This window comes from Brevibacterium sediminis (assembly GCF_024895295.1).
Classification (GTDB): domain Bacteria; phylum Actinomycetota; class Actinomycetes; order Actinomycetales; family Brevibacteriaceae; genus Brevibacterium; species Brevibacterium sediminis.
Genome location: NZ_JAHQRN010000003.1, coordinates 46308 through 66846, shown reverse-complemented (window position 1 = coordinate 66846; position 20539 = coordinate 46308). Strand labels below are relative to the sequence as shown.

At 64.9% G+C, this 20539-nt stretch carries 17 protein-coding genes and 1 riboswitch; of the genes, 8 read left to right on the top strand and 9 right to left on the bottom strand.

What is annotated here, in order from left to right:
* Positions 1–416: 416 nt before the first annotated feature.
* Positions 417–2555 (bottom strand): RecQ family ATP-dependent DNA helicase, encoded by a 2139-nt coding sequence (locus KTJ89_RS07670; RefSeq protein WP_259357281.1) that lies wholly within the window; start codon positions 2553–2555, stop codon positions 417–419.
* Positions 2556–2649: 94 nt separating this feature from the next.
* Positions 2650–3123, bottom strand: coding sequence for a hypothetical protein (locus KTJ89_RS07665; RefSeq protein ID WP_259357280.1), 474 nt, complete (start codon positions 3121–3123; stop codon positions 2650–2652).
* A gap of 148 nt (positions 3124–3271) precedes the next feature.
* Here KTJ89_RS07665 and KTJ89_RS07660 point away from each other — a divergent pair, with 148 nt between their 5' ends.
* A complete protein-coding gene (locus KTJ89_RS07660) occupies positions 3272–3856 on the top strand; it encodes a TetR/AcrR family transcriptional regulator (RefSeq protein WP_259357279.1) in 585 nt (194 codons plus the stop codon).
* Between the two features lie 37 nt (positions 3857–3893).
* Here the strand turns inward: KTJ89_RS07660 and KTJ89_RS07655 are convergent, their stop codons facing one another.
* Positions 3894–4793 (bottom strand): ArgP/LysG family DNA-binding transcriptional regulator, encoded by a 900-nt coding sequence (locus KTJ89_RS07655; RefSeq protein WP_259357278.1) that lies wholly within the window; start codon positions 4791–4793, stop codon positions 3894–3896.
* Positions 4794–4863: 70 nt separating this feature from the next.
* Between KTJ89_RS07655 and KTJ89_RS07650 the strand changes: the two genes are divergently transcribed.
* Both KTJ89_RS07650 and KTJ89_RS07645 read left to right on the top strand, forming a co-directional pair.
* Positions 4864–5463, top strand: coding sequence for a LysE/ArgO family amino acid transporter (locus KTJ89_RS07650; protein WP_259357277.1), 600 nt, complete (start codon positions 4864–4866; stop codon positions 5461–5463).
* 93 nt (positions 5464–5556) lie between these two features.
* Positions 5557–6276 (top strand): AAA family ATPase, encoded by a 720-nt coding sequence (locus tag KTJ89_RS07645; RefSeq protein WP_259357276.1) that lies wholly within the window; start codon positions 5557–5559, stop codon positions 6274–6276.
* Between the two features lie 341 nt (positions 6277–6617).
* Here KTJ89_RS07645 and KTJ89_RS07640 read toward each other — a convergent pair whose 3' ends face one another.
* Complete coding sequence (locus tag KTJ89_RS07640) at positions 6618–8795, bottom strand: YhgE/Pip domain-containing protein (RefSeq protein WP_259357275.1); 2178 nt, start codon at positions 8793–8795, stop codon at positions 6618–6620.
* 40 nt (positions 8796–8835) lie between these two features.
* Positions 8836–9693, bottom strand: coding sequence for an ATP-binding cassette domain-containing protein (locus KTJ89_RS07635; RefSeq protein ID WP_259357274.1), 858 nt, complete (start codon positions 9691–9693; stop codon positions 8836–8838).
* A 378-nt stretch (positions 9694–10071) separates the two neighbouring features.
* On the opposite strand from KTJ89_RS07635, the gene KTJ89_RS07630 reads away from it, so the two are divergent.
* Entirely contained in the window at positions 10072–11151 is a 1080-nt protein-coding gene (locus tag KTJ89_RS07630; protein WP_259357273.1) for a tellurite resistance/C4-dicarboxylate transporter family protein, read from the top strand.
* A gap of 194 nt (positions 11152–11345) precedes the next feature.
* On the opposite strand, the gene KTJ89_RS07625 is transcribed toward KTJ89_RS07630, so the two are convergent.
* The 3 genes from KTJ89_RS07625 to KTJ89_RS07615 all read right to left on the bottom strand — a co-directional run bounded on the left by KTJ89_RS07625 (position 11346) and on the right by KTJ89_RS07615 (position 14099).
* Positions 11346–11912: a DUF805 domain-containing protein gene (locus KTJ89_RS07625; RefSeq protein WP_172171800.1), complete on the bottom strand. Its 567-nt coding sequence runs from the start codon at positions 11910–11912 to the stop codon at positions 11346–11348.
* A gap of 295 nt (positions 11913–12207) precedes the next feature.
* Positions 12208–13521 carry an MFS transporter gene (locus tag KTJ89_RS07620; protein WP_139467899.1) on the bottom strand — a complete coding sequence of 438 codons (1314 nt, stop codon included), beginning with the start codon at positions 13519–13521 and terminating at the stop codon, positions 12208–12210.
* A gap of 89 nt (positions 13522–13610) precedes the next feature.
* Positions 13611–14099: a MarR family winged helix-turn-helix transcriptional regulator gene (locus KTJ89_RS07615; protein WP_139467898.1), complete on the bottom strand. Its 489-nt coding sequence runs from the start codon at positions 14097–14099 to the stop codon at positions 13611–13613.
* A 201-nt stretch (positions 14100–14300) separates the two neighbouring features.
* Positions 14301–14429: riboswitch (FMN riboswitch) on the top strand.
* 114 nt (positions 14430–14543) lie between these two features.
* Here KTJ89_RS07615 and ribD point away from each other — a divergent pair.
* From ribD to ribH, 4 genes are all read left to right on the top strand, one after another.
* On the top strand, positions 14544–15638 hold the full coding sequence (ribD, locus tag KTJ89_RS07610; protein ID WP_259357272.1) for a bifunctional diaminohydroxyphosphoribosylaminopyrimidine deaminase/5-amino-6-(5-phosphoribosylamino)uracil reductase RibD: 1095 nt from the start codon (positions 14544–14546) through the stop codon (positions 15636–15638).
* A 53-nt stretch (positions 15639–15691) separates the two neighbouring features.
* Positions 15692–16408 (top strand): riboflavin synthase, encoded by a 717-nt coding sequence (locus KTJ89_RS07605; protein WP_259357271.1) that lies wholly within the window; start codon positions 15692–15694, stop codon positions 16406–16408.
* On the top strand, positions 16401–17822 hold the full coding sequence (gene ribA, locus KTJ89_RS07600; RefSeq protein ID WP_259357270.1) for a GTP cyclohydrolase II: 1422 nt from the start codon (positions 16401–16403) through the stop codon (positions 17820–17822). The genes KTJ89_RS07605 and ribA overlap by 8 nt, the downstream gene beginning before the upstream one ends.
* Before the next feature lie 63 nt (positions 17823–17885).
* Positions 17886–18356 (top strand): 6,7-dimethyl-8-ribityllumazine synthase, encoded by a 471-nt coding sequence (gene ribH / locus KTJ89_RS07595; protein ID WP_259357269.1) that lies wholly within the window; start codon positions 17886–17888, stop codon positions 18354–18356.
* A gap of 214 nt (positions 18357–18570) precedes the next feature.
* On the opposite strand, the gene poxB is transcribed toward ribH, so the two are convergent.
* Positions 18571–20286, bottom strand: coding sequence for a ubiquinone-dependent pyruvate dehydrogenase (poxB, locus tag KTJ89_RS07590; protein WP_259357268.1), 1716 nt, complete (start codon positions 20284–20286; stop codon positions 18571–18573).
* Positions 20287–20539: the final 253 nt, after the last annotated feature.

The following is a 20539-nucleotide window of genomic DNA, read 5'->3' as shown; positions in this document are numbered from 1 at the left end:
AACATCGCGACAGTCTCTGTATTTATGGCATCTTCATTAGCCGACGTTTAAGCTCGAAACCAATAAGCCGACGGCCGAGAGTGTCGCACGACTGTAAGTCAAAGAGGGCGGATCCATTTGGACATCAGCACGGAACTGAACGGCAGGATCGAATACATAGTAATTCCAGCGATTCAGAAGCTGCTTACTGTTGCCGAATTCGAACAACTTACTATCGAATCTGAGGGGTCTAGGCTCGATCGATTCGTAGCGTCTATTCAGGCATGCGGAGAGACTCTCAGCGTCATCGTTTCAGATTCCTATATGCACGAAAGCATGGATGAGGCGCGAGATCGATTCTTCGAAGATCTTCGAGATGAAATATCGGAGACCGAATTCGGCTGGGGTCAGCTCCGGGACGGCTCGTCGAATTAACCTCAGGCCCGGAGTGCAAGGGCAAACGGCAGCACCGAGGTGGCTCCCGCCTTGCGCAGCAATCGTGCGCAGACCGTCATCGTCCACCGCGAGACGACCTCGTCGTCGACCAGCAGCACTGACTTCCCGGCCACTGCCTCCTCGATCTCCGGAGGAACAACGAAGGCCTCATAGAGGTCCTTGACGCGGAAGGCACTGTTGACATCAGGGGTGCCGTGGTCGCCGACCTGCAGCAACTCACCCCCATCGACAAGACGGCCGGCCGCGGCGAGATTCGCGGCCAGAGACCGCACCGTCACAGGACGGCGATTGCTCGGGATCGATACGACCACCTCGGGCCGTGTTCTCCAATTCCACTGTGCCAGGACTTCAAGACACCACTTGCCGATCTGACCGGGCACCTCTGCATCGGGAGCATCAGGGGCGAGAAACGAGCGCAGACTCTGCCCCTGTCCGAGGTCGGAGAGGCGGGCGATGGCACGTCCCTCCTCGGCGAGCTCTTCAGCCGGGATCCGACCCTTGAGAGGGACACCGATATTGGCCAATCCGCTGGGCCAGGTGCTGCGCGGCTCGATCGGCAGGCCGATCTTGTGCAGGTTGCCGGCCGCCGCTTGGCGCTGTTCGTCGGAGATCTCGGCAGAGAACCACACTCCCGCACAGTTGTCGCAGCGGCCGCAGGGTTTCGGGTCGGGATCGTCGAGCTGACGGATGAGGAACTCCATCCGACACTGCCCGGTCGCCTCATAATCGAGCATGGCCTGGGCCTCTTCGGCTCGGACGTCCGCGACCTTCTCATAGCGTTCCCGGTCGTAGGTCCAGCCCAACCCGGTCGAGACGTACCCGCCTTTGACCTTCGACACCGCGTCTTCGACTTCGAGGGTCTTGAGCAGCAGGTTGAGACGGGAGCGTTTGGTTCCGACCAAAGTTTCCAAGCGGGCCACGGACAGGGGGCCGTCCGCCTCGGCGAGGGCTGCGAGCACGGCGTTCGCATCGTCCTGGTTCGGCATCGATGCGGTAGCGAAGTACTCCCAGATCTGTTCGTCTTCTGCGCCGGGCAACAGCAGGACATCGGCGGAGTCTGTGGCGCGGCCGGCTCGGCCGACCTGCTGGTAGTAAGCCACGGCTGAGGAGGGCGCGCCGATGTGGATGACGAATCCGAGGTCCGGTTTGTCGAATCCCATGCCCAGCGCCGAGGTGGCCACCAGCGCCTTGATCCGATTGTCCTTGAGCTGCTGCTCGAGTTCCGCGCGTTCTTCGGCATCGGTCCGGCCCGTATAGGCGCGGACCTCGTGGCCTTGTTCGCGCAGCATTCGGGTGATGTCCTCGGCAGCGGAGACGGTGAGCGTGTAGACGATTCCGGACCCGGTGAAGTCGTTGAGATGGGAGGCCAGCCAGGCGATGCGGGAGCTGGCGTCGAGCTCTGGGAGGACGCCGAGGCGCAGGGAATCTCGGGCGAGTTCACCGCGGACGACTGTGGTGTCGTCGCCGAGCTGTTCGGCGACGTCGGTGACGACGCGGGAGTTCGCTGTCGCCGTCGTCGCGAGTACCGGGGTGTCACGTGGCAGTTCGGACAGAATCCGGCCGATGCGGCGGTAGTCGGGGCGGAAATCGTGGCCCCAATCGGAGATGCAGTGGGCTTCGTCGACGACGATGAGTCCGAGGAAGGCCAGCAGCTGGGGCAGCACTTCGTCGCGGAACTGCGGATTGTTCAGCCGTTCCGGGGAGACGAGGAGGACGTCGAGACTGCCGGCCTTGAGGTCCTCGAGCACGGAATCCCATTCGGTGACGTTCGAGGAGTTGAGACTGGCGGCACGGACTCCGGCACGTTCGGCCGCGGCGATCTGGTCGCGCATGAGCGCCAGCAGCGGGGAGATGATGAGACTCGGCCCGGTGCCCGAGGCCCGGAGCATCCGAGTGGCCACGAAGTACACCGCTGACTTGCCCCACCCGGTGCGCTGGACGACGAGGACGCGTTTCTTCGCCTGCACGAGGTCGCGGATGGACTCGAGCTGACCGTCGCGGAACTGTGCGTTCGGGTTCGCGGTGAGCTCGGCGAGGATGCGCTGCGCCTCGATCGAGAAGTCATCAGGGGTGCCGGGCGACTCGGCAACGGGTGGGGATGTCGGGGTGGATTCCGTCATGGGGCCAGTCTAGGTGGAGGGTGTGACACGGCAGGCCCATCCCCCAGTTGGCCTGGGCAAAGCATGTCCTTCACTTTCCCTTTGCTGCCGTTCCTCAGCGCAGCGCCAGCTCGATGCCCAGGGTGGCGAGCACTCCGAAGAGGACGCCCCAGAGGATGATCGAGATGACCTGCCAGAAGGCCACAACATTGCGGTTTGCACCGAAACCGACCATCGCGGACGAGGTGATCTGCGAGGGCAAGAGTGTCTGGCCGAGCAGCGAAACTCCCGGCACGCCGAATTTGTCGAACATGCGCTTGAGCCGCTGCCGTTTCGGCTTCTCCTCGGTCTGTTTGTTCTTCGTGGCTTTGTCGCGGATCGCACCGGCGCCGTAGACGAAGGCGAGCATCGAGATGACGTTGCCGATGATGGCCATGAGGATGGCGACCACGGGGTGGAGTCCGATCGCGACGCCGATGACAGCGCCGAAATACGACTCGACGAAGGGGATGGCCGAGACGAGCAGAATGCCCGCCCACTGCAGCCAGTCGGGGATGTTTCCGGCGAATTCCTGCAGACTGTCGATCATGAGGGCTCTCTCTTCTTCCGTTCGGGTCCTCTGGTCGGGTCAGCACACTGTTCCTGCCGCGCCGTTTCAACGCTTTGGCACACCGTACTAGTACAACGTACTATACACTGAGTTGAAGCATCGTTGTCAATGAAGCGAGGAGTCACGGTTGTCGAAGCGAGACGAGATCGTCGCTGCAGCCATCCGCCTGGCTGAGGGGTCGCAGCCTGGGCATGCGAACCTCAGCGTGCGCGCCGTGGCCAAGGAAGCAGGGGTCGGACCATCGACGCTGCGCCATTACTTCCCCACCCAGGCAGACCTCCACGAAGCAGTCGCTCGGCGCTCCATCGACACCGTCGTCAAGGACTTCTCCATCGCTGATGCGAACCGCGACCCGACCGACCGGCTCTACGAGTGCTGCGCCCAGTTCCTGCCGACTCATGAGCATCGAGATGTGCAGCTCGAAACCTGGTTCTCCATGCACTTGCATGCCCTTGGAGCGGAGAAGCGGGCAGTGTCCCGGCGCCTCCTCGAACACGGTCACCGTGTCACCTATGACAGCCTGCATCGCTGGCTGAATCTGCTCGCCGAGGAGGGGCATCTCGACCCGACTGAGGTGGCGCCGACCGCCACAGCACTCTTCACCACCGTCGACGGCATCGCCCTGCACTCGATCATCTCTCCCGAGACCATGACCGTCGACGCCGCACATGAGCAGGTCAAGTGGACGATCAGCAAGCTCCTCAGCTCCTGAGCGGATCAACAGAGGGCAGTTCAGCTCCGCCCCCGAATCACCGCATGACGGCGGCCGCGCGACGCAGTGCGTCGGTCAGTCGGGAGAGCTTGTCCGAGGCCAGAGTCCAGTGGTGCCAGTACAGCGGCACGTCGATATGCGGCTCCGCGCCGATCTCGACGAGGTCGGCTTCGAGATCGTCGAGCTGCATAACCGGCACCATCCCCCACCCGAGGCCTGCCTCCACGGCGGCCGCGAACTCCGCTGAGCCCGGCACGACCGACATCGGGGGCCGGCCCTCGACTCCGCAGCGCCTGAGGAACTCGAACTGCAGATCGTCGTCCTGTCCGAAATTCACCATCGGCAGTCTGGTCAGATCCGCCTCGGTGCCGGTGGAATGCCGATCGAACAGGAAGCGTTCGGCCACGGCGGTGTAGCGCATCGCCCCGAGCTCGGCGACCGTTGTCCCGTATCCGCCGGTCGCGGTCGAGGTGATCGTGCCGAGCACTTCTCCCGAGGCCAAGAGCGGCAGCGCCTTGTCCTGATCGACCATCTCGATGCGGACGACGACATCGTCCCAGCCGGCCGCCTCGGCGAAGATCGGGCGGAACCACGTCGCCATCGAATCGGCATTCACCCCCACCCGGAGCACCGTAGGCTCACGACCCCGGTCACCGGATCCGCCCGCCCCGAGGGAGTCGGCGTCGATGCCGTGCAGCCGGTCGAGCGCCTCGGACTCGAGCAGCTCAACTTGCCGAGCGTAGCGGAGGATCGCCTGCCCCGCCTCGGTGACGGTGATCGGGTTCGTTCGTCGGATGAGCACCTGCCCGAGGCGGGACTCGAGTGTGCGGATGCGCTGACTCGCCGCAGAGGCGGTGATGCCGAGAACGAAGGCCGCTCCCTCGACGGTGCCTTCGTCGACAGCGGCGGCGAGCGCCTTGACGTGATCGATGTTCATGAAGCAATTGTGCATCAGATGCATATTCTGTTGTTTTTCTTCTGAACTATCGGTCTCTACTGTTGAGTCCGTGTTCACTCATCTCGTCACCGGACTCCTCACCGGCTGGTCCCTCATCATCGCCGTCGGCCCGCAGAACGCACTCCTGCTGCGGCAGGGGATCCGGCGCGAGCACCTCGGCGTCGTCGTCACCATCTGCATCGTCGCCGACGTGCTGCTCATCGCAGCGGGCACGGTGGGGATCGGGGCGATCGTTCTGCTCGCGCCGTGGGCGCTCGAAGTCCTGCGCTGGCTGGGCGTGGGCTACCTGCTGTGGTTCGCGTGGACGAGCCTGAAATCGGCGCGTGAAGCCACCGGGCTGAAGGCGGACACTCATCAGCGGTCCCTCAAGTCCATCATCGTCACCACTCTGGCGCTGACGTTCCTCAACCCCGGCGTCTACATCGACACCGTCGTCATGCTCGGCAATCTCGCGAATCAGCAGGGTTCGGACGGGGTGTGGCCGTTCACATTCGGGGCAATGCTCGGCTCGATCAGCTGGTTCCTCGTCATCGGCTACGGCGCCCGTGGGCTCTCCCGTTACTTGGGGCGGCCGCGAGTCTGGCAGGTCCTCGACGTCATCATCGCCGTCGTGCTCGTGCTGCTGGCCGCGCGGCTGGCGCTGGGATAGCAGGGAAGTCGCCGCGGTGGGAGCTGGGGCTCGGGTCGGCATGCAGACGGAGGCTCCGCGGTCGTGTCGGAGCCGAGCGATACCGTCGCAGACATGGATCCCCGCATCGACCTGCCACTGCGTTCTGTGGCCGAGCATGCCCTGTCTCCTCCGAAGCTGAGTCCCTGGCTGCGTGATCTGCCGGCCGTTCGCGACGTTCTGTCCGGCTTCAAATTCGATCGGACGACCGTCTTCGTCGGCGAAAACGGTTCGGGCAAGTCGACCATCATCGAGGCCATCGCCACGGCTCTTGACCTCCCGCACGGCGGCGGCTCAGATTGGGAGGTGCGCGATCACGTCGAGGCGCCTCCCGAGCTGAGTGAACACCTGCAGATCGTGCGCGGAGCGACAACGAATCGCAGCGGATTCTTCCTTCGCGCCGAAACGATGCACGAGAACATGGCCTATCTCATGAGCGTCGGTTCGGTGCGCGGCTATCACTATGCGCAGCGCTCGCACGGCGAGATGTTCGTCGACATGCTCACAAGCCGCTTCATGGACCTCGGGCTATGGATCCTCGACGAGCCGGAGAGCGCGCTGTCGTTCACAGCCTCGCTCACTCTTCTCCAGCTCATCCGCGAACGCCAGCGCAATGGCCTGCAGACCGTCATGGCCACCCACTCCCCCATCCTCGCCCGAGCCACAGAAGCGAAGATCGTCGAGGTCGGCGACTGGGGCTTGCGCGAATCCGCGTGGGAGGACCTCGACATGGTCGATCACTGGCGCCGTTTCCTCCACGACCCGCAGCGATACCTGCGCTACCTCGACGACTGAGCCGCCGCCTACGCCCGCAACGCCAGAGGCGGCACCGCTCCTTACTCTGCTGACACGCGCAGTTTGCGCCCGGGAGACCCCCCAAACACCTCGGCGATGGTTGCTTGATCACCTCCCAACTGGATTTCGCTGGATTGTTTGGTCGATCCACGGCGTTTCGCCCAGCGAAAACACCGTGGATCGACCAAACAAATGCGCCGACAGCGTCTGGCATCCGCAACGGGCCACGCCCGCGCTGCGACGCCCGCGCTGCGATCAGGCCTGTAAGTCCGCAGCAGCCCTGTGTCCCGCAACAACTCTGCAGCCCGCACCCCAAGGCACGACCCTGCAACCGGCCCGGCCTACAGCTGCAGACTCGGGTGGAGCTGAGTGAGCGTGACCATACGCTTGCGGCTGCAGACCACGGTTGTGGCGACCAGACAGATTGCGGTCATCAGCAGCAGGACCACGGCCGCCTGCGCGGCGATGAACATGTCACCACCGGCAACCAGTGTGCGCAGACCGCTGACCGCGTGCGTCATCGGCAGGAACGGCGAGATGATCTGGAAGATCTTCGGCGCCGTCTCCACCGGATAGGTTCCGCCTGCCGATGCGATCTGCAGCATCAGCAGAACCAGGGCAATCAGCCTGCCGACACCACCCAAGGCCGCGACACACAATTGGTGCACGGAGTGGAAACAGGCCGCCACGAGCATCGAGAACAGCAGCGTCCACAACCACGAGCCGGCCGAGAAGTCCAAGGTGAAGGCGAGGATCGCATAGAGGACCGCAACTTGGGCGATGCCGAACAGCAGCCCAGGAACGTAGCCGGCCCATGCGATGCGCGACGAGGTGGCCGATGAGAACAGTGCTCGGTATGGGATGGCGTTGAGCACCATGTAGGTGATCATTCCGCCGATCCACAGAGCCAGGGAGACGAAGAACGCAGACAGTCCTTCGCCATAGGCATCGACGGCGTTGTCCTTGACCTTGTCTGCATCGACGGGAACCGCCACGACATCCGAACGGTTCTCCCGGTCCTTCTTGTCGTAGGTCGGGATCTGTTCGAGTCCTTTCTCCAACCCGTCGGCGAGTTCTCCGGAGCCGTCATCAAGCTTGCCCGCACCCTTATCGAGTTCGGTTGACCCGTCGACGAGCTGCTCCGATCCGTCCTTGAGATCACCGGCTCCGTCCTTGGCCTTCGCCGTGCCGTCCTTGAGCTGGACGGCCCCGTCATGCAGGTCACCGGCACCCTTGGCGAGCTTGCCCGCTCCGGCGTCGAGCTTGATCAGTCCGGAGTGGAGGTCATCGGCACCGGTCGCGACCTTCTGCGCTCCGTCGTCGAGCTGACCGATCTTCTTATCGGCCGTGCGGATCTTGTCCATCACGCCGTCGACCGCGTCGGTCAGCTTGTCCTCGAGGCTCTTGGCTTCATTCTTGGCATCGGAGGCGCGCTGGTGTGCGGAATCGAGGTCCTCGCCGAGGCCGTTGGCATCCTCGGCGAGTTTCTTGACGTTCGGGTCGTCCGGATAGTCCTCCTGCAGCTGCTTGATCCGGTCGTCCATGTCCCCGCGCACGGTGGTGCGGGCGTCGTCGAAGTCCCCTTCGGCGCGCTCGAGCTTCGGTCGCGCTCCGTCGACGACGTCATCGGCCTTGCGTTTGACGTCCTCGGCTTTCTTCGTCGCCTCATCGGCGGTATCTCGCAGCTCTGAGGTGCCGTCGGCGACCTGCCCGGCACCGTCGGCGAGTTTCTTCGAGCCGTTCTTCGCTTCGGTGGTGGATTTCGCCAGGGTATCGGCCCCGTCGGCGAGGTCGCCGCTGCCCTTCTTCAGCTCGCCCGCACCCTTATCGAGGTCGATGAGCCCGGTCTGCAGCGTTCCGATTCCTTTGTCGAGCTTCGTCGTCCCGTCCACGAGCTCTCCGGTGCCGTCGTGGAGTTGGCCTGCTCCGTCGTGCAGGTCGGACGCACCGTTTGCAGCTTTCTTCGTCTCCGAATGGATGTCGTTGAATCCGAGATAGACCTGGTTGACGTACTCGGCGGTCGTCGTCTTGCTCAGTCCGCCCTTGATCTCGGAGAGGATGGTCCCGGCCACCTGTCCGACGATGAAGTTGTGGGCGTCGTCGGTGCGCAGCTTGAGCCCTGCCTGCTCCGGATCGTCACCTCCGGTCGACACGAGCATCTCGGAGAAGTCCGAGGGGATCTCGAGGACCGCGAAGTATTTCCCTTCGGCCAGTCCCTCGTCGGCTTCCTCTTGGCTGGTCTCCTGCCAGTCGAATCCGCCTTCGCCCTTCGGCGTGATCTCGTCGACGAGTTCCTGACCGGCGTTGAGCTTCTCTCCGTCCGAGTCGGGCTTCTCCGCGCCGGTATCCTCGTTGACGATTGCCGCCTGCAGCTTGTCGAGGTGCTCGGTCGGGTTCCAGTTCGAGGCGAGGTACAGCCCGCCGTAGATCGACGGGATGACGATGATGACGATCATCGCCAAGCGCGTGATCGTGTGGCGTTTGAATCGTGAGAGTTCTAACCAGGGCAGGGAGAACATTCGGGAATCTCCTCGGATTCGTATACGTGGGGCAGGCAGTTCAGTGTTTGGACCCGCGATGAGCGGGAGGGTGGGGCGGCAGTTCGAGTTCGACCAGCGACGGCTCCGCGCGGAAGCCGAGCGATCTGGTGGCGATGTCGAGTTCGCTCGCGTCCTCGCAGGAGACGATGACCGTGAGCGGGTTCTCGGGATCCCGTGATCTGCGCAGCTGCTGGTAGATGAGGATCCCAGCCCAAGCACGGGCTCGGTCGGCGGATTCGCGCAGGTAGTCGATGTTGTCGATGACGACGACGGGTGGGCGGCTGAGGCTCGCCAGCCCGAATTCGAGGAAGAATTTCTGCAGCTCACTCAGCTCGGAGACGAATACCTCTCCGTCATCGTCGATGAGGAAGTCCGCGCGCTGGGCGTCCTGCTTCGAGAACGTCCCCGGCGGGAGTTCGTCAATGATCTCCGTAGCCGTGGTGAAGGTGTCCCGGATGAGACCGATGACCTCACGCAGGGTCGATTTCGACGCCCACGGCTTGTACCAGGGCTGGAGCATGATCTGTCGTTCGGCGACGTGCTGCGCAACCGTGAAATCGTCCTCAAGGTCCGTCAGCCCGCCGATATGTCCGACCGCAACCTGCCCGCGCACGTTGCGGGCCTGCTTGCGGATATCGATATCGCCGAGGCGGCCCTCCCCCGCGGAGACCCGCATCCTTCCAGCAAAGGACAGGAGGAGAGAGGTCTTCCCGCTGCCGGCGGGGCCACGGATGACAGCGATGGCACCGGTCGGCACCTCGAGGTCGATATCGGTGAACACATCGCCCTGTTTGCCGGACAGCGACCAACCGTGCAGCGCGACCGCTGGCGCGTCGATGTCGGTGTCCTCGGCGAGAGTGTCCGTTGTGCTCTCCATAGCCATCGCTCCCAATCGTCTGTGCCCTCGTCGATCCGGTCAGTGCCGGATAATTCTGCTGCGCGCAGGTGACTGCAGACTACGCCACCACCGGCACGTGAGGGTGTGGAGCGGGCGACTCCACGCGAAGTTACCCATTGGTAACACCAGTGAATTCTCTCATGAAAATGACGCGAGAGTGACTCGAGAAGACCCAGATGTCACGAATTGCACATCGATTCGCTGGACAGAGGCCATCGGGCGGACTCTCGGGTGGCCTCTCGGTGGGGACCGCGGAACGGTTCAGGAGGGCGGGACTGCAACGCGGTTTCAGGGGTGGGGTCGTACTATCGAAGACGTCGATGTCCCTCGACACACGACGACGAGAATGAGGAGCGGATGAGCACGGCCGATCGCAACCTCACCGGACTGCACAGACGGTGGGGGCTGAGCCCTTCGACACTGGCTCCCGGATGTTTCGCCTCGGTGATGGCGACCGGCATCGTGTCGATCGGTGCCGAGCTCAAAGAGCTGCACTCGCTGTCAGTGGGTCTGTTCTGGATCGCCGTCGCTCTGTATGTGTCCTTCACCGTACTCACCGTGGTGCGGATCCTCCGATATCCAGAAGCTGTCCGCGCCGACCTGCATGATCCCTCCCGGGCGTTCGGGTTCTTCACCGCTGTGGCAGGCACGAATGTCCTGGCGACGGGGCTCGTCGGTTTCGGCTTGATCCCGCTGGCCCTCGCCTTCTTCGCTCTCGGCGGTCTGCTCTGGCTGGTGCTCGGGTACGGGATTCCCTTCACCGCGATCCTCGGGTCGAGCACACGGCCGGTATCTGCAGGGGTGAACGGCACGTGGCTTGTGTGGGCGGTGGCCGCTCAGTCAGTGGCGGTGGTCGCCGCGAGCCTGGGGATCGAGCTTCCGAACACCGCATATCTCGAGCCCTGTCTGGTCGCATTCCTCGCGCTCGCGGCGGTGGTCATGTGGGCGGTTGGACTGGCGCTCTACGTCGTCTGCGTGATTGCGATCGGCGTGCGCGTGCTTCGGCATCGGTTCGGGCCCAAGGACCTCGATGCTCCGTATTGGGTGACGATGGGGGCACTGGCAATCACGATCGTTGCGGGTTCCCGGATTCTCGATCTCGGCGACGCTCCCCTGCTCGAAGCGACACGTGTACTGGTCGGCGCCTCCTCGGCGCTGCTGTGGGCGATCGCCACGTGGCTCGTCCCGGCGCTCGTCGCCGCAGGAGCCTGGAGGCATGCCGTCCACCGGGTGCCGATGACCTATTCGGCCGGGCTGTGGAGCATGGTGTTCCCAGTCGGCATGTACACCGTGGCGAGCATCTACCTGGGCCGGTCGGATCATGTGCCGGCGATCGAATGGATCGGGATCCACTGGTACTGGATCGCACTGACCGTCTGGGCGATCGTCTTCGTCACCATGGTCACGTCATTCGTCAGAACCCTCCGCAGTCGCTGACCGCTCGGACCTCCTCGGCGGGGTCTTCGCAATCCGTCCTCTTGGCAACACAACACCCCGCCAGTGGCTTCTCGCACCATTGCAATGGTGCGAGATGACACTGACGGGGCGTTATGGTTGCGCAGCTGTGTTACGTGTCAGCAACTAGACGTGATGCTCCGCCCGAGCACAGGCGCCGCAGTCAGACCTCGAAATCAGACGTCGAAGCGCTGACCCTCGGGCTTGGGCGGCATGATCTCCATAACGAGCACAACGATTCCGCCGATAGAGGTCAGGGTAAGCAGGTAGAAGAGGCCGGAGAAGCCTGCATCGTGGAGGCGGCGCCAGGAGACAGCGATCGACGGCACGATCGTGGCCAGGACAAACACGCCGAGAAGGACCCCTCCGATGCCCATCAGTGCAATGCCACCGCCCGAGGGCGCCCCGCCCCCGTAGGGATCGGCAGAAGCAGACGCCGCCATCATCACCGCTCCGATGATGACAAGAATGTAGGGCACCAGCGCAACGAGAACGCAGAACAGCGTCGCCCACCAGAACTCGCTGCGCGAGGCGCGCCCGCTGAACTTCGCGTAGTTCTTGAAGAAGCGCTTGACGGCCTGGCCGAAGGAAGCGCCGTAGAGCGGCAGTGAGAGGTCATCGGGGCTGGCGGCACCGCGTGGCGCTCCACCGAAGCCCTGCCCTCCATAGCCCTGGCCGGCGGCACCGGGAGCTCCTTGACCGGGTGCGCCGGAGTTGTATGCTGCATTCGCGTCGTAGGACATGATGACCTTCATTTGTAGGTGACGTTTCCGATCGCGCTCCGACGTCGATGGGCCGAAAATGCTCAGCCGATCTTCAGGAAGCGCGCACTCTATTCTGCACCAGGCATTCCATCGATCATGTGTCGAACCGGTTTCAGATCTGCAACACAGCGCATGATTCACTCATTTGTCATGGTCCGGACACGGAAACGGCGCCCGAGGAATGATTCCTCGGACGCCGTGATCCGCGAGCCGCTGCCGCTTCGAAAAGGCTCGACCTCGTCGACGATCAGCACTGCCTGCAGGCGAGTTCGCCTCAGGCGTCGCCTCCGGTGAGGGCATAAGCCTCGTCGACCGACGACTCATCGATATGCCCGTCGACGCGACGCAGCTTCTTCCAGCCGAGCGAGATGACGACGACCGACAGCAGCACGGCCCCCGCACCGAAGAGGTACGGAGAACCCGCACTGATCGATTCCGACACCGCACCGGCGACGATCGGCGCAACGGCACCGCCGATGAAACGCACACCCGAATAGGTCCCCGAGGCGACCGGACGAGGCAGGTCGCTGACCTCCATCGCCGATTCCGTGAACACCGTGTTGAGCACGCCCAGAAGCATGCCCGCCACGATGATGCAGACGATGATCCCGGCGAGCGATTCGACGAGAAAGGACATCACGCCCAGAAGCACGGCCAGTGCGACCAGGGTGACGATGAGGCTGCGACGACGTCCGATCCGCTTGGTCAGCACGGGAGCACCGAACACCGAGGTGATCGCCACGCAGATGCCCCAACCGAAGAAGACGTAGCCGAGGCCCATGGCGCCGAAGTCCTCCATGCCCAGCTTCGCGGCGGCAGCCTCGACAGGGAACGGGCTGTAGGCCAGCAGTATGAAGAAGCCGAAGTTGTAGAGCAGAGCGGAGACGCCGAGGATGGCGACACCCGGACGGGCGAGTGCACGGAAGGTGGCGCTGAGCTTGATCGGCTCCGCCGAGGCCCCATTCGAGCTCGTTCCTCCCGGCAGCAGCACAACGATGGCGATGAAGCCGATGGCCATGAGGACTGCGGTGCCGAAGAACGGTCCGCGCCAGGAGATGCCGCCGAGCAGTCCGCCGAGCAGCGGGCCGGTGGCGATGCCGACGCCGAGAGCCGCCTCGTAGAGGATGATAGCCTTCTCAGCACCACCGGACGCGGCACCGACGATCGTCGACAGAGCGGTGGAGATGAACAGCGCGTTGCCCAGCCCCCAACCGGCACGGAAACCGATGATCTGGTCGACGGAACCGGAGAATCCAGCCAGAGCCGCGAACGCGACGATGAGCACGAGACCGATGAGCAGCGTGGTCTTCGCACCGATGCGCGAAGACAGGAAGCTCGTGAAGAACATCATTCCGCCGGTGATGAACAGGTAGCTGGTGAACAGCAGCATCGATTGGGCGGGGGTGGCGTCAAGCTCGGCCGAGATGGCCGGCAGGATCGGATCGACCAGGCCGATGCCCATGAAGGCGATGACCGCGGCGAACGCGACCGCCCAGACGGCACGCGGCTGGCGAAGGATCGACGCTCCCGCCCCGGAATCGCCGGGTGTTTCGTCCCCTGTTGTTTCGTTGTCTGCTGACGCTCTCATCTGCTGGTCGCGTCTCCTTTCCTATGGTGCGTTCCGCTTGCGAAGTCCGATTCGGAAGCGTGGTTGAAAAACTGAGGTGTGTGCTGCGGCTAGCCCGCGGCCGAATCGGAGTCCGATTCGTCGGCGGGTTCGTCGACGCCGTCGACCGGGTGGCGGTCCTTGAGGAAGTCCGAGACCAGTCCGAGCGCACGATCGACGCTCTGCCTCTCCTCGACGCTCAGCGACTCGAAGTAGGGCTGCATCTGCTCGATCATGATCGACCGGTTCTCCGCCAGCCTCGCCCGTCCGGCTTCGGTGAGAGAGAACTGCGACGCCCGGCCGTCCGTGGGACTGGGTTCGCGCACGACGAGTCCGGCTTCTTCGAGTTTGGCGAGGAGTTTCGTCGCCGCGGGCTGAGAGCTCAGATATCCTTGCGCAAAATGGCCCACCCGCACGGGCTGATACTGCTCGACGACTGCGAGCGCACGCAGCGCCGCCAGCGAGTTCTCATTGCCGATCACTCGTCGAAACGCTCTGGTCAGGCGCGACGAGACGACAACGAGCCGCGACACGAGTTCAGCCGAATCCACATCATCCATAACTTATTTATATACTCAGGTTATGCAATTCGGCAAATCGTGGTCACCGCGAGCGCCTTCGCGTCGCTCGCGAACGCCGGCCCGCCCGGACCACGGAGACACTCCACCCCATCCGCACGCAAAACCGCTCCCACCCCGCCCAGATGTCACCATGTGACGGACCTCACGGCCGCCTCGGTGATGGTCATGCTACTCTGGCCTCACATGTTCCGGGGACGGTGAAATTCCGTACCGGCGGTCATAGTCCGCGAGCTGCTCGCATTCGTGCAGGCGGTTGATTCGGTGAAATTCCGAAACCGACAGTCAGAGTCTGGATGGGAGGAGCATGGTGGCCTCGGCCGCTGTGTCTGGTGCAATCGACCGCACCGTCGCACGCGACTGAGACGCCCTGATGGTTGCACCCGCAATATCCTCCCTCCCGGCGAAGGCTCGGGAGGTTTTTTCATGGGCGCGCAGCCAGGCGACGCAGCGGAATTCACGGACCTCGAATCCGCGGCGATGACCGCTGCCCTCAATGCGGCCCGCGAAGGTGTTCGCGGAGCGAATCCGCTGGTGGGCGCGGCAATCCTGACAGCCGACGGCCAGATCGTCACCGGTCACCACGGAGGTGCGGGCACTCCCCACGCCGAGGTGGACGCGATCACCACCGCCCACGACCTCGACATCGATCTGACCACCTCGACACTGTTCGTCACGCTCGAGCCCTGCGCCCATCACGGCCGGACCGGCCCCTGCACCGAGGCGATCATCAACGCTGCGATCCCCTCCGTCGTCTTCGCCTCCCCCGACTCGAATCCCCTGGCCGCGGGCGGCGGAAAGACCCTCGCCGAGGCGGGGTTGACGGTCCGTTCGGGACTGCACGAAGAGGACTCCCGCGCACTCAATGCCCGCTGGGTCCGGTCGACGGCCGAGGCCCGCCCGTTCGTCTCGGCGAAGATCGCACAGAGCCTCGACGGGGCCGTCGCCGCCGCCGATGGAACCAGTCAGTGGATCACCTCCGCGGAGTCTCGCGCACACGCTCACGAGGTCCGGGCCCGAGTCGACGCCATCCTCGTCGGCACCGGCACCGCCGTGGCCGACGATCCGCGTCTCAATGCCCGCGGCCCGGACGGAATCTCACTCGACGACCAGCCGCGGCCCGTCGTGCTCGGCACCTCGGAACTGCCGGTCACATCGTTTCTCGCCCTCAATCCGAACACTCTGCAGCTGCGCACCCACGATGTCCGTGCGGCCTTGGACGAACTGTACGCCGCCGGAGTGCGCCACCTCCTCGTCGAAGGCGGGCCGACGGTGCTCGGAGCCTTCTTCGCCGCGGGGGTCGTCGACGAAGTCTTCTGCTATCAGGCTCCGCTGCTCATCGGCCCCGGCCGCAGCAGCGTCGACGGCTTGGACATCGGCACCCTGTCCGAGGCGCTGCAGCTGATCCCCGACGACACGGAGACACAGGCGGTGTCACGGCTCGGCCCGGACTTCCTGCTGCACTTCACAACTGCGGATCCGGAACCTACCGAAACCGGCTCCCCCGAACCAGGTACGTAGCCGCCGCACTCCCCCAACCACCACCGACCACCGCCTGAAGAATCTGGAGTCACATGTTCACCGGAATCATCGAAGAACTCGGCACCGTCGAGTCCATCGAGCACACGAACGATTCGGCCGCGATCACCATCGACGCCGGCCCCCTCGTCGCCGACCTCGACCTCGGCGGCTCGCTGTCCGTCAACGGAGTCTGCCTGACTTCGACGAGGCAGCCCACCGAGCAGCGTCCGGGCCTCTTCACCGCCGAGGTCATGGGCGAGACCCTGCGCCTGACCGGGCTCGGCTCCTTGGTCACGGGCGACCGCGTCAACCTGGAACGCTGCACGCCCGCCTCGGGGCGCTTCGACGGGCATGTCGTCCAAGGACACGTCGACGGACGTGGCGAACTCCTCAACCGCATCGACCGACCCGAATGGTCGACCCTGCGCATCGGGATCCCGAACGACCTCGCACCGCTGACCGCGATCAAGGGGTCGATCGCGCTCAATGGTGTGTCGCTGACGCTGACGGCCGTGTCCGAACCGAGCGCACCCTCGGCGTGGGTGGAGGTCGGCCTCATTCCAGCCACCCTGGCACACACGACGTTCGGCGAGCTGCCGGTAGGCGCGGCCGTGAACGTCGAGGTCGACGTGCTCGCGAAGTACACCGCACGCCTCCTGTCCTTCCGCACCGATGGCGGCGCCGCCGACGCGGTCCCCACTCACTCGAGCCCCGCCTCGGCGGGCTCATCACCTTCGAACAGCACCCAGCAAGGAGTCGATCATGACTGATCCCATCGCCCACGCCAGCCGCCTCGATCCCATAGACGCGGCCATCGCAGCCGTCGCCGCCGGCCGACCCATCCTCGTCGTCGATGATGAGGACCGGGAGAACGAGGGCGACCTCATCATGGCCGCCGAGTTCGCCGATCCCACGACGATGGGCTTCTTCGTCCGGCACACCTCGGGCGTCATCTGCGCACCGATGACCGCCGACCGAGCCGCGTCCCTGCGTCTGCCGCCGATGGTCACCGACAACGAGGATCCGAAGGGCACCGCCTACACGGTCAGCTGCGACGCGGTCGGGGTGACCACGGGCATCAGCGCCGCCGAACGCGCCGAGACCGGTCGAGTCCTCGCCGCCGCCGATCCGGATCCGGCGGCGATCTCGCGGCCCGGCCACATCTTCCCGCTCGTCGCGAAGGACGGCGGGGTCCGGGAACGTCCAGGTCACACCGAGGCCGGAGTCGAGTTCGCGCGCCTGGCCGGTGCGCAGCCGGTGGCGATGATCGCCGAGGTGGTCCACGACGACGGTTCGATGATGCGCTTCGACGCGGTGCGCGACTTCGCCGACGCCCACGACCTCGTCATGGTCTCGATCGAGCAGCTCATCGCCTACCTCGAGTCGCGCGACGCGGATGAGTCGAACGACTCCGCGGCGGCCGTTGCAGCGGTCCCGGGCGTGTCTTCGGCCCCAGCCGTGTCGTCGCCTTCGGACGATTCCCGCACTGAGGCGGCCGCCTCGGTGAACGTCGCCGGTGCCCCTGGTGGGGACGAATCGGTTGAGGCGACCGCGGAGGTGGCTCTGCCGTCGGAGCACGGCAGCCTGCGGGCCCGCGCGTTCACGATCAACGGGCATGACCACCTCGGCGTGTTTGCGGGGTCCCCGGATTCCGACTCAGCGGGTCCGGCACCTCTCGTCCGGCTGCATTCGGAGTGCCTGACCGGGGACGTCTTCGGCTCGCGCCGGTGTGACTGCGGTGAGCAGCTCGACCTGGCGCTCGGCCTCATCGCAGAACACGGCGGGGCGGTGCTCTACCTGACCGGACACGAGGGTCGCGGAATCGGACTGAGCAACAAGCTGCGCGCCTACGCTCTGCAGGATCAGGGGCGGGACACCGTCGATGCGAACCGGGATCTCGGGTTCACCGACGACGCCCGCGACTACCGTGCCGCGGCGACGATCCTGCGCTCGCTCGGGCTGACTCGCATCCGCCTGCTCACGAACAACCCGGCGAAGACCTCGGCTCTCGAAGACCTGGGCATCACGGTCGACGCTGTGGTTCCGCTCGAGGTCGCGGCGCGGCCGGAGAACACGCACTACCTGGCCACCAAGCGCGAACGCATGCACCATGTGCTCTCGCTGCCGGAGGTCACGGGCACATCCGGCACAGGCGCGGGCACCGCTGGAGCCGTCGCCAGCTGAACCTCGGCCCCACACAGAGACACGAACCAGGCTCTGCGGAGCCGTCGAACAAAGGACACACTCATGGCTCATTCCGGAGCACCAGAACTCACCGTCGACGCCGCTGACCTGCGCGTCGCCATCGTCGCCGCCTCCTGGCACACCCAGATCATGGACGGACTCGTCGACGGGGCCCAGCGCGCCGCCGCCGAGGCCGGAGCCGAAGCCACGCTCGTCCGCGTGCCCGGCAGCTTCGAACTGCCCGTCGCCGCGGCCCGCCTGGCACCGCACTTCGACGCGGTCGTCGCTCTCGGAGTCGTCATCCGCGGCGGCACCCCGCACTTCGACTACGTCTGCCAAGCCGCCACCGACGGCCTCAACCGGGTCGCCATCGACTCCGGCAAGCCCGTCGGCTTCGGGGTGCTCACCTGCGACACCGAACAGCAGGGACTCGACCGTGCCGGGCTCGAGGGCTCGGTCGAGGACAAAGGCCATGAGGCGATGACCGCGGCCCTCGTCACAGCTCAGGCCCTGGCGCCGTACCCTCAGAGCTGAACAGCTGTGCTGGGCTGGGCTGAAAGGCTCGGCCAAGCTGGCGGGCCTTCGGGCTGATCGTGCTTTCGAGCCGGCCGGCCCCGTCGAGCCCTGCTTCCGCGAAGACAAGTGTGCGCAGATTGCCCGTTTGGGTGTCCCAAGTGGCAATCTGCGCACACTTATCGTGCTGCGCGGCAGGTTGCGTCGGCGCCGCAGGCCCGCGACCTTACTCAGCTCAGAAGAGCTGGCGGATGTTCGTCCGGGCGAGATCGATGAGTTCGTCGCCCTTGCCCGAGAGCACCGTGCGGATCGCGTAGAGCGCGAAGCCCTTGGCCTGCTCGACGGTGATCGACGGCGGCATCGACAGCTCCTGACGTTCGGTGACGACGTCGAGGACCGCAGGCCCCGGGTAGGCGAGGAATTCCTTGACGACCTTCGGCAGGTCCTTGGACTTCTCGACGCGGAATCCCTTGATCCCGACCGCCTCGGCGATGGTGGAGAAGTCGGGATTGTCGAGGTCCGTACCGAAGGTGACGAAACCGGCCGCCTTCATCTCGAGCTCGACGAAGTTGAGCGACGAGTTGTTGTACACGACCGTCTTGACCGGCAGCTTGTTCTGCGTGAGCGTGATGAGCTCACCGAGCAGCATCGACAGTCCGCCGTCACCGGCGAGCGCGATGGTCTGTCGGTCCTCGAACGCCGACTGCACGCCGACGCTCTGGGACAGAGCGTTGGCCATCGACCCGTGGCTGAAGGACCCGATGAGGCGGCGCTTGCCGTTCATCGTCAGGTAGCGGGCCGCCCACACCACGGGTGATCCGACGTCGGGGATGAAGACGGCGTCGTCATCGGCCATCTCGTCGAGGAGGCGCGTCAGGTACTGCGGGTGGATCGTCCGCTTCGACGGTGTGGCCAGCTCGTCAAGGTCCTTGCGGGTCTTCTGATAGTGCTTGGTCAGGGACTTCAGATGCGTGCTGCTGCGGTTGGCCTTGATCTTCGGCAGCAGCGCCTCGACGGTGTCGGCGACCGTTCCGACAAGCGGAATGTCGACCTTCGTGCGCCGTCCGATCTGGGACCCGCGCACATCGACTTGGATGACGGTCGCGTCCTCGGGGTAGAACTGCTGGTAGGGCAGATCGGTACCGAGCATGAGCAGAGTGTCGCAGTCCTTGAGCGCAGCGTAGCCGGAGGAGAATCCGAGCAGGCCGGTCATGCCCACGTCGTAGGGATTGTCGGGTTCGACGAATTCCTTGCCGCGCATCGTATGGACGATCGGGGCCTGGAGCTTCTCGGCGATGGCGAGCAGCTCATCATGGGCCCCCTCAGTGCCGGCGCCGGCGAGGATCGTCGTCTTCTTGCCCTTGTTGAGCGCCTTGGCAGCGGCTTCGATCTGGGAATCCGCTGGGATCATGTGCGACGGGTAGGCCCGGACCTCCTCGGCGGCGGCATCGATGTCGGCCAGGCCGACGTCACCGGGAATGACGAGCACGGCCACGCCGCGCTTCTCGATGGCTTCTCGCATGGCGATGCGCAGCAGGCGGGGCATCTGCTCAGCCGAGGAGACGTTCTCGACGTAGACGCTGCAATCGCGGAACAGCTCGGTCGGGTGGGTCTCCTGGAAGTAGTTCGAGCCGATTTCATCGCTGGGGATCTGGGCAGCGATGGCCAGCACGGGAACTCGCGAACGCTGGGCGTCGAAGAGACCGTTGATGAGGTGGAGGTTGCCGGGTCCGCAGCTGCCGGCGCAGACCGCGAGCTCACCGGTCAGGGCGGCCTCGCCGCTGGCGGCGAAGGAAGCGGCCTCCTCGTGGCGGACGTGAACCCATTCGAGTTGCGGGTTCACGCGGAGGGCATCGGTGAATCCGTTGAGCGAATCTCCCGGGATGCCGTAGACGCGCTTGACTCCGCTCGCGACGAGGGTATCGACGATGTTTCTGGCGACGGTGGGCATTGACTTCCTTCCGTTGAACCATGGCACCGGGGTGCATTCACAGCCCCGGCAGGGGGCGCGGCCCACGCTTGGGGCCTTGACCGCGCTTTCAGTCTAGCCCCGAAGTCCATCAGGGCGGCTGTCCGATTCCTCACCCTCGGATGCGGGAATATCTCCCGTATCGGTCTGGGAACGACCTCGCCGAGGCGGCCTTGACGGACGGGTTCGCATGTGCAGGATCCTCCGACGAGGTGTCTGTTGGGAGGCCCGCAGG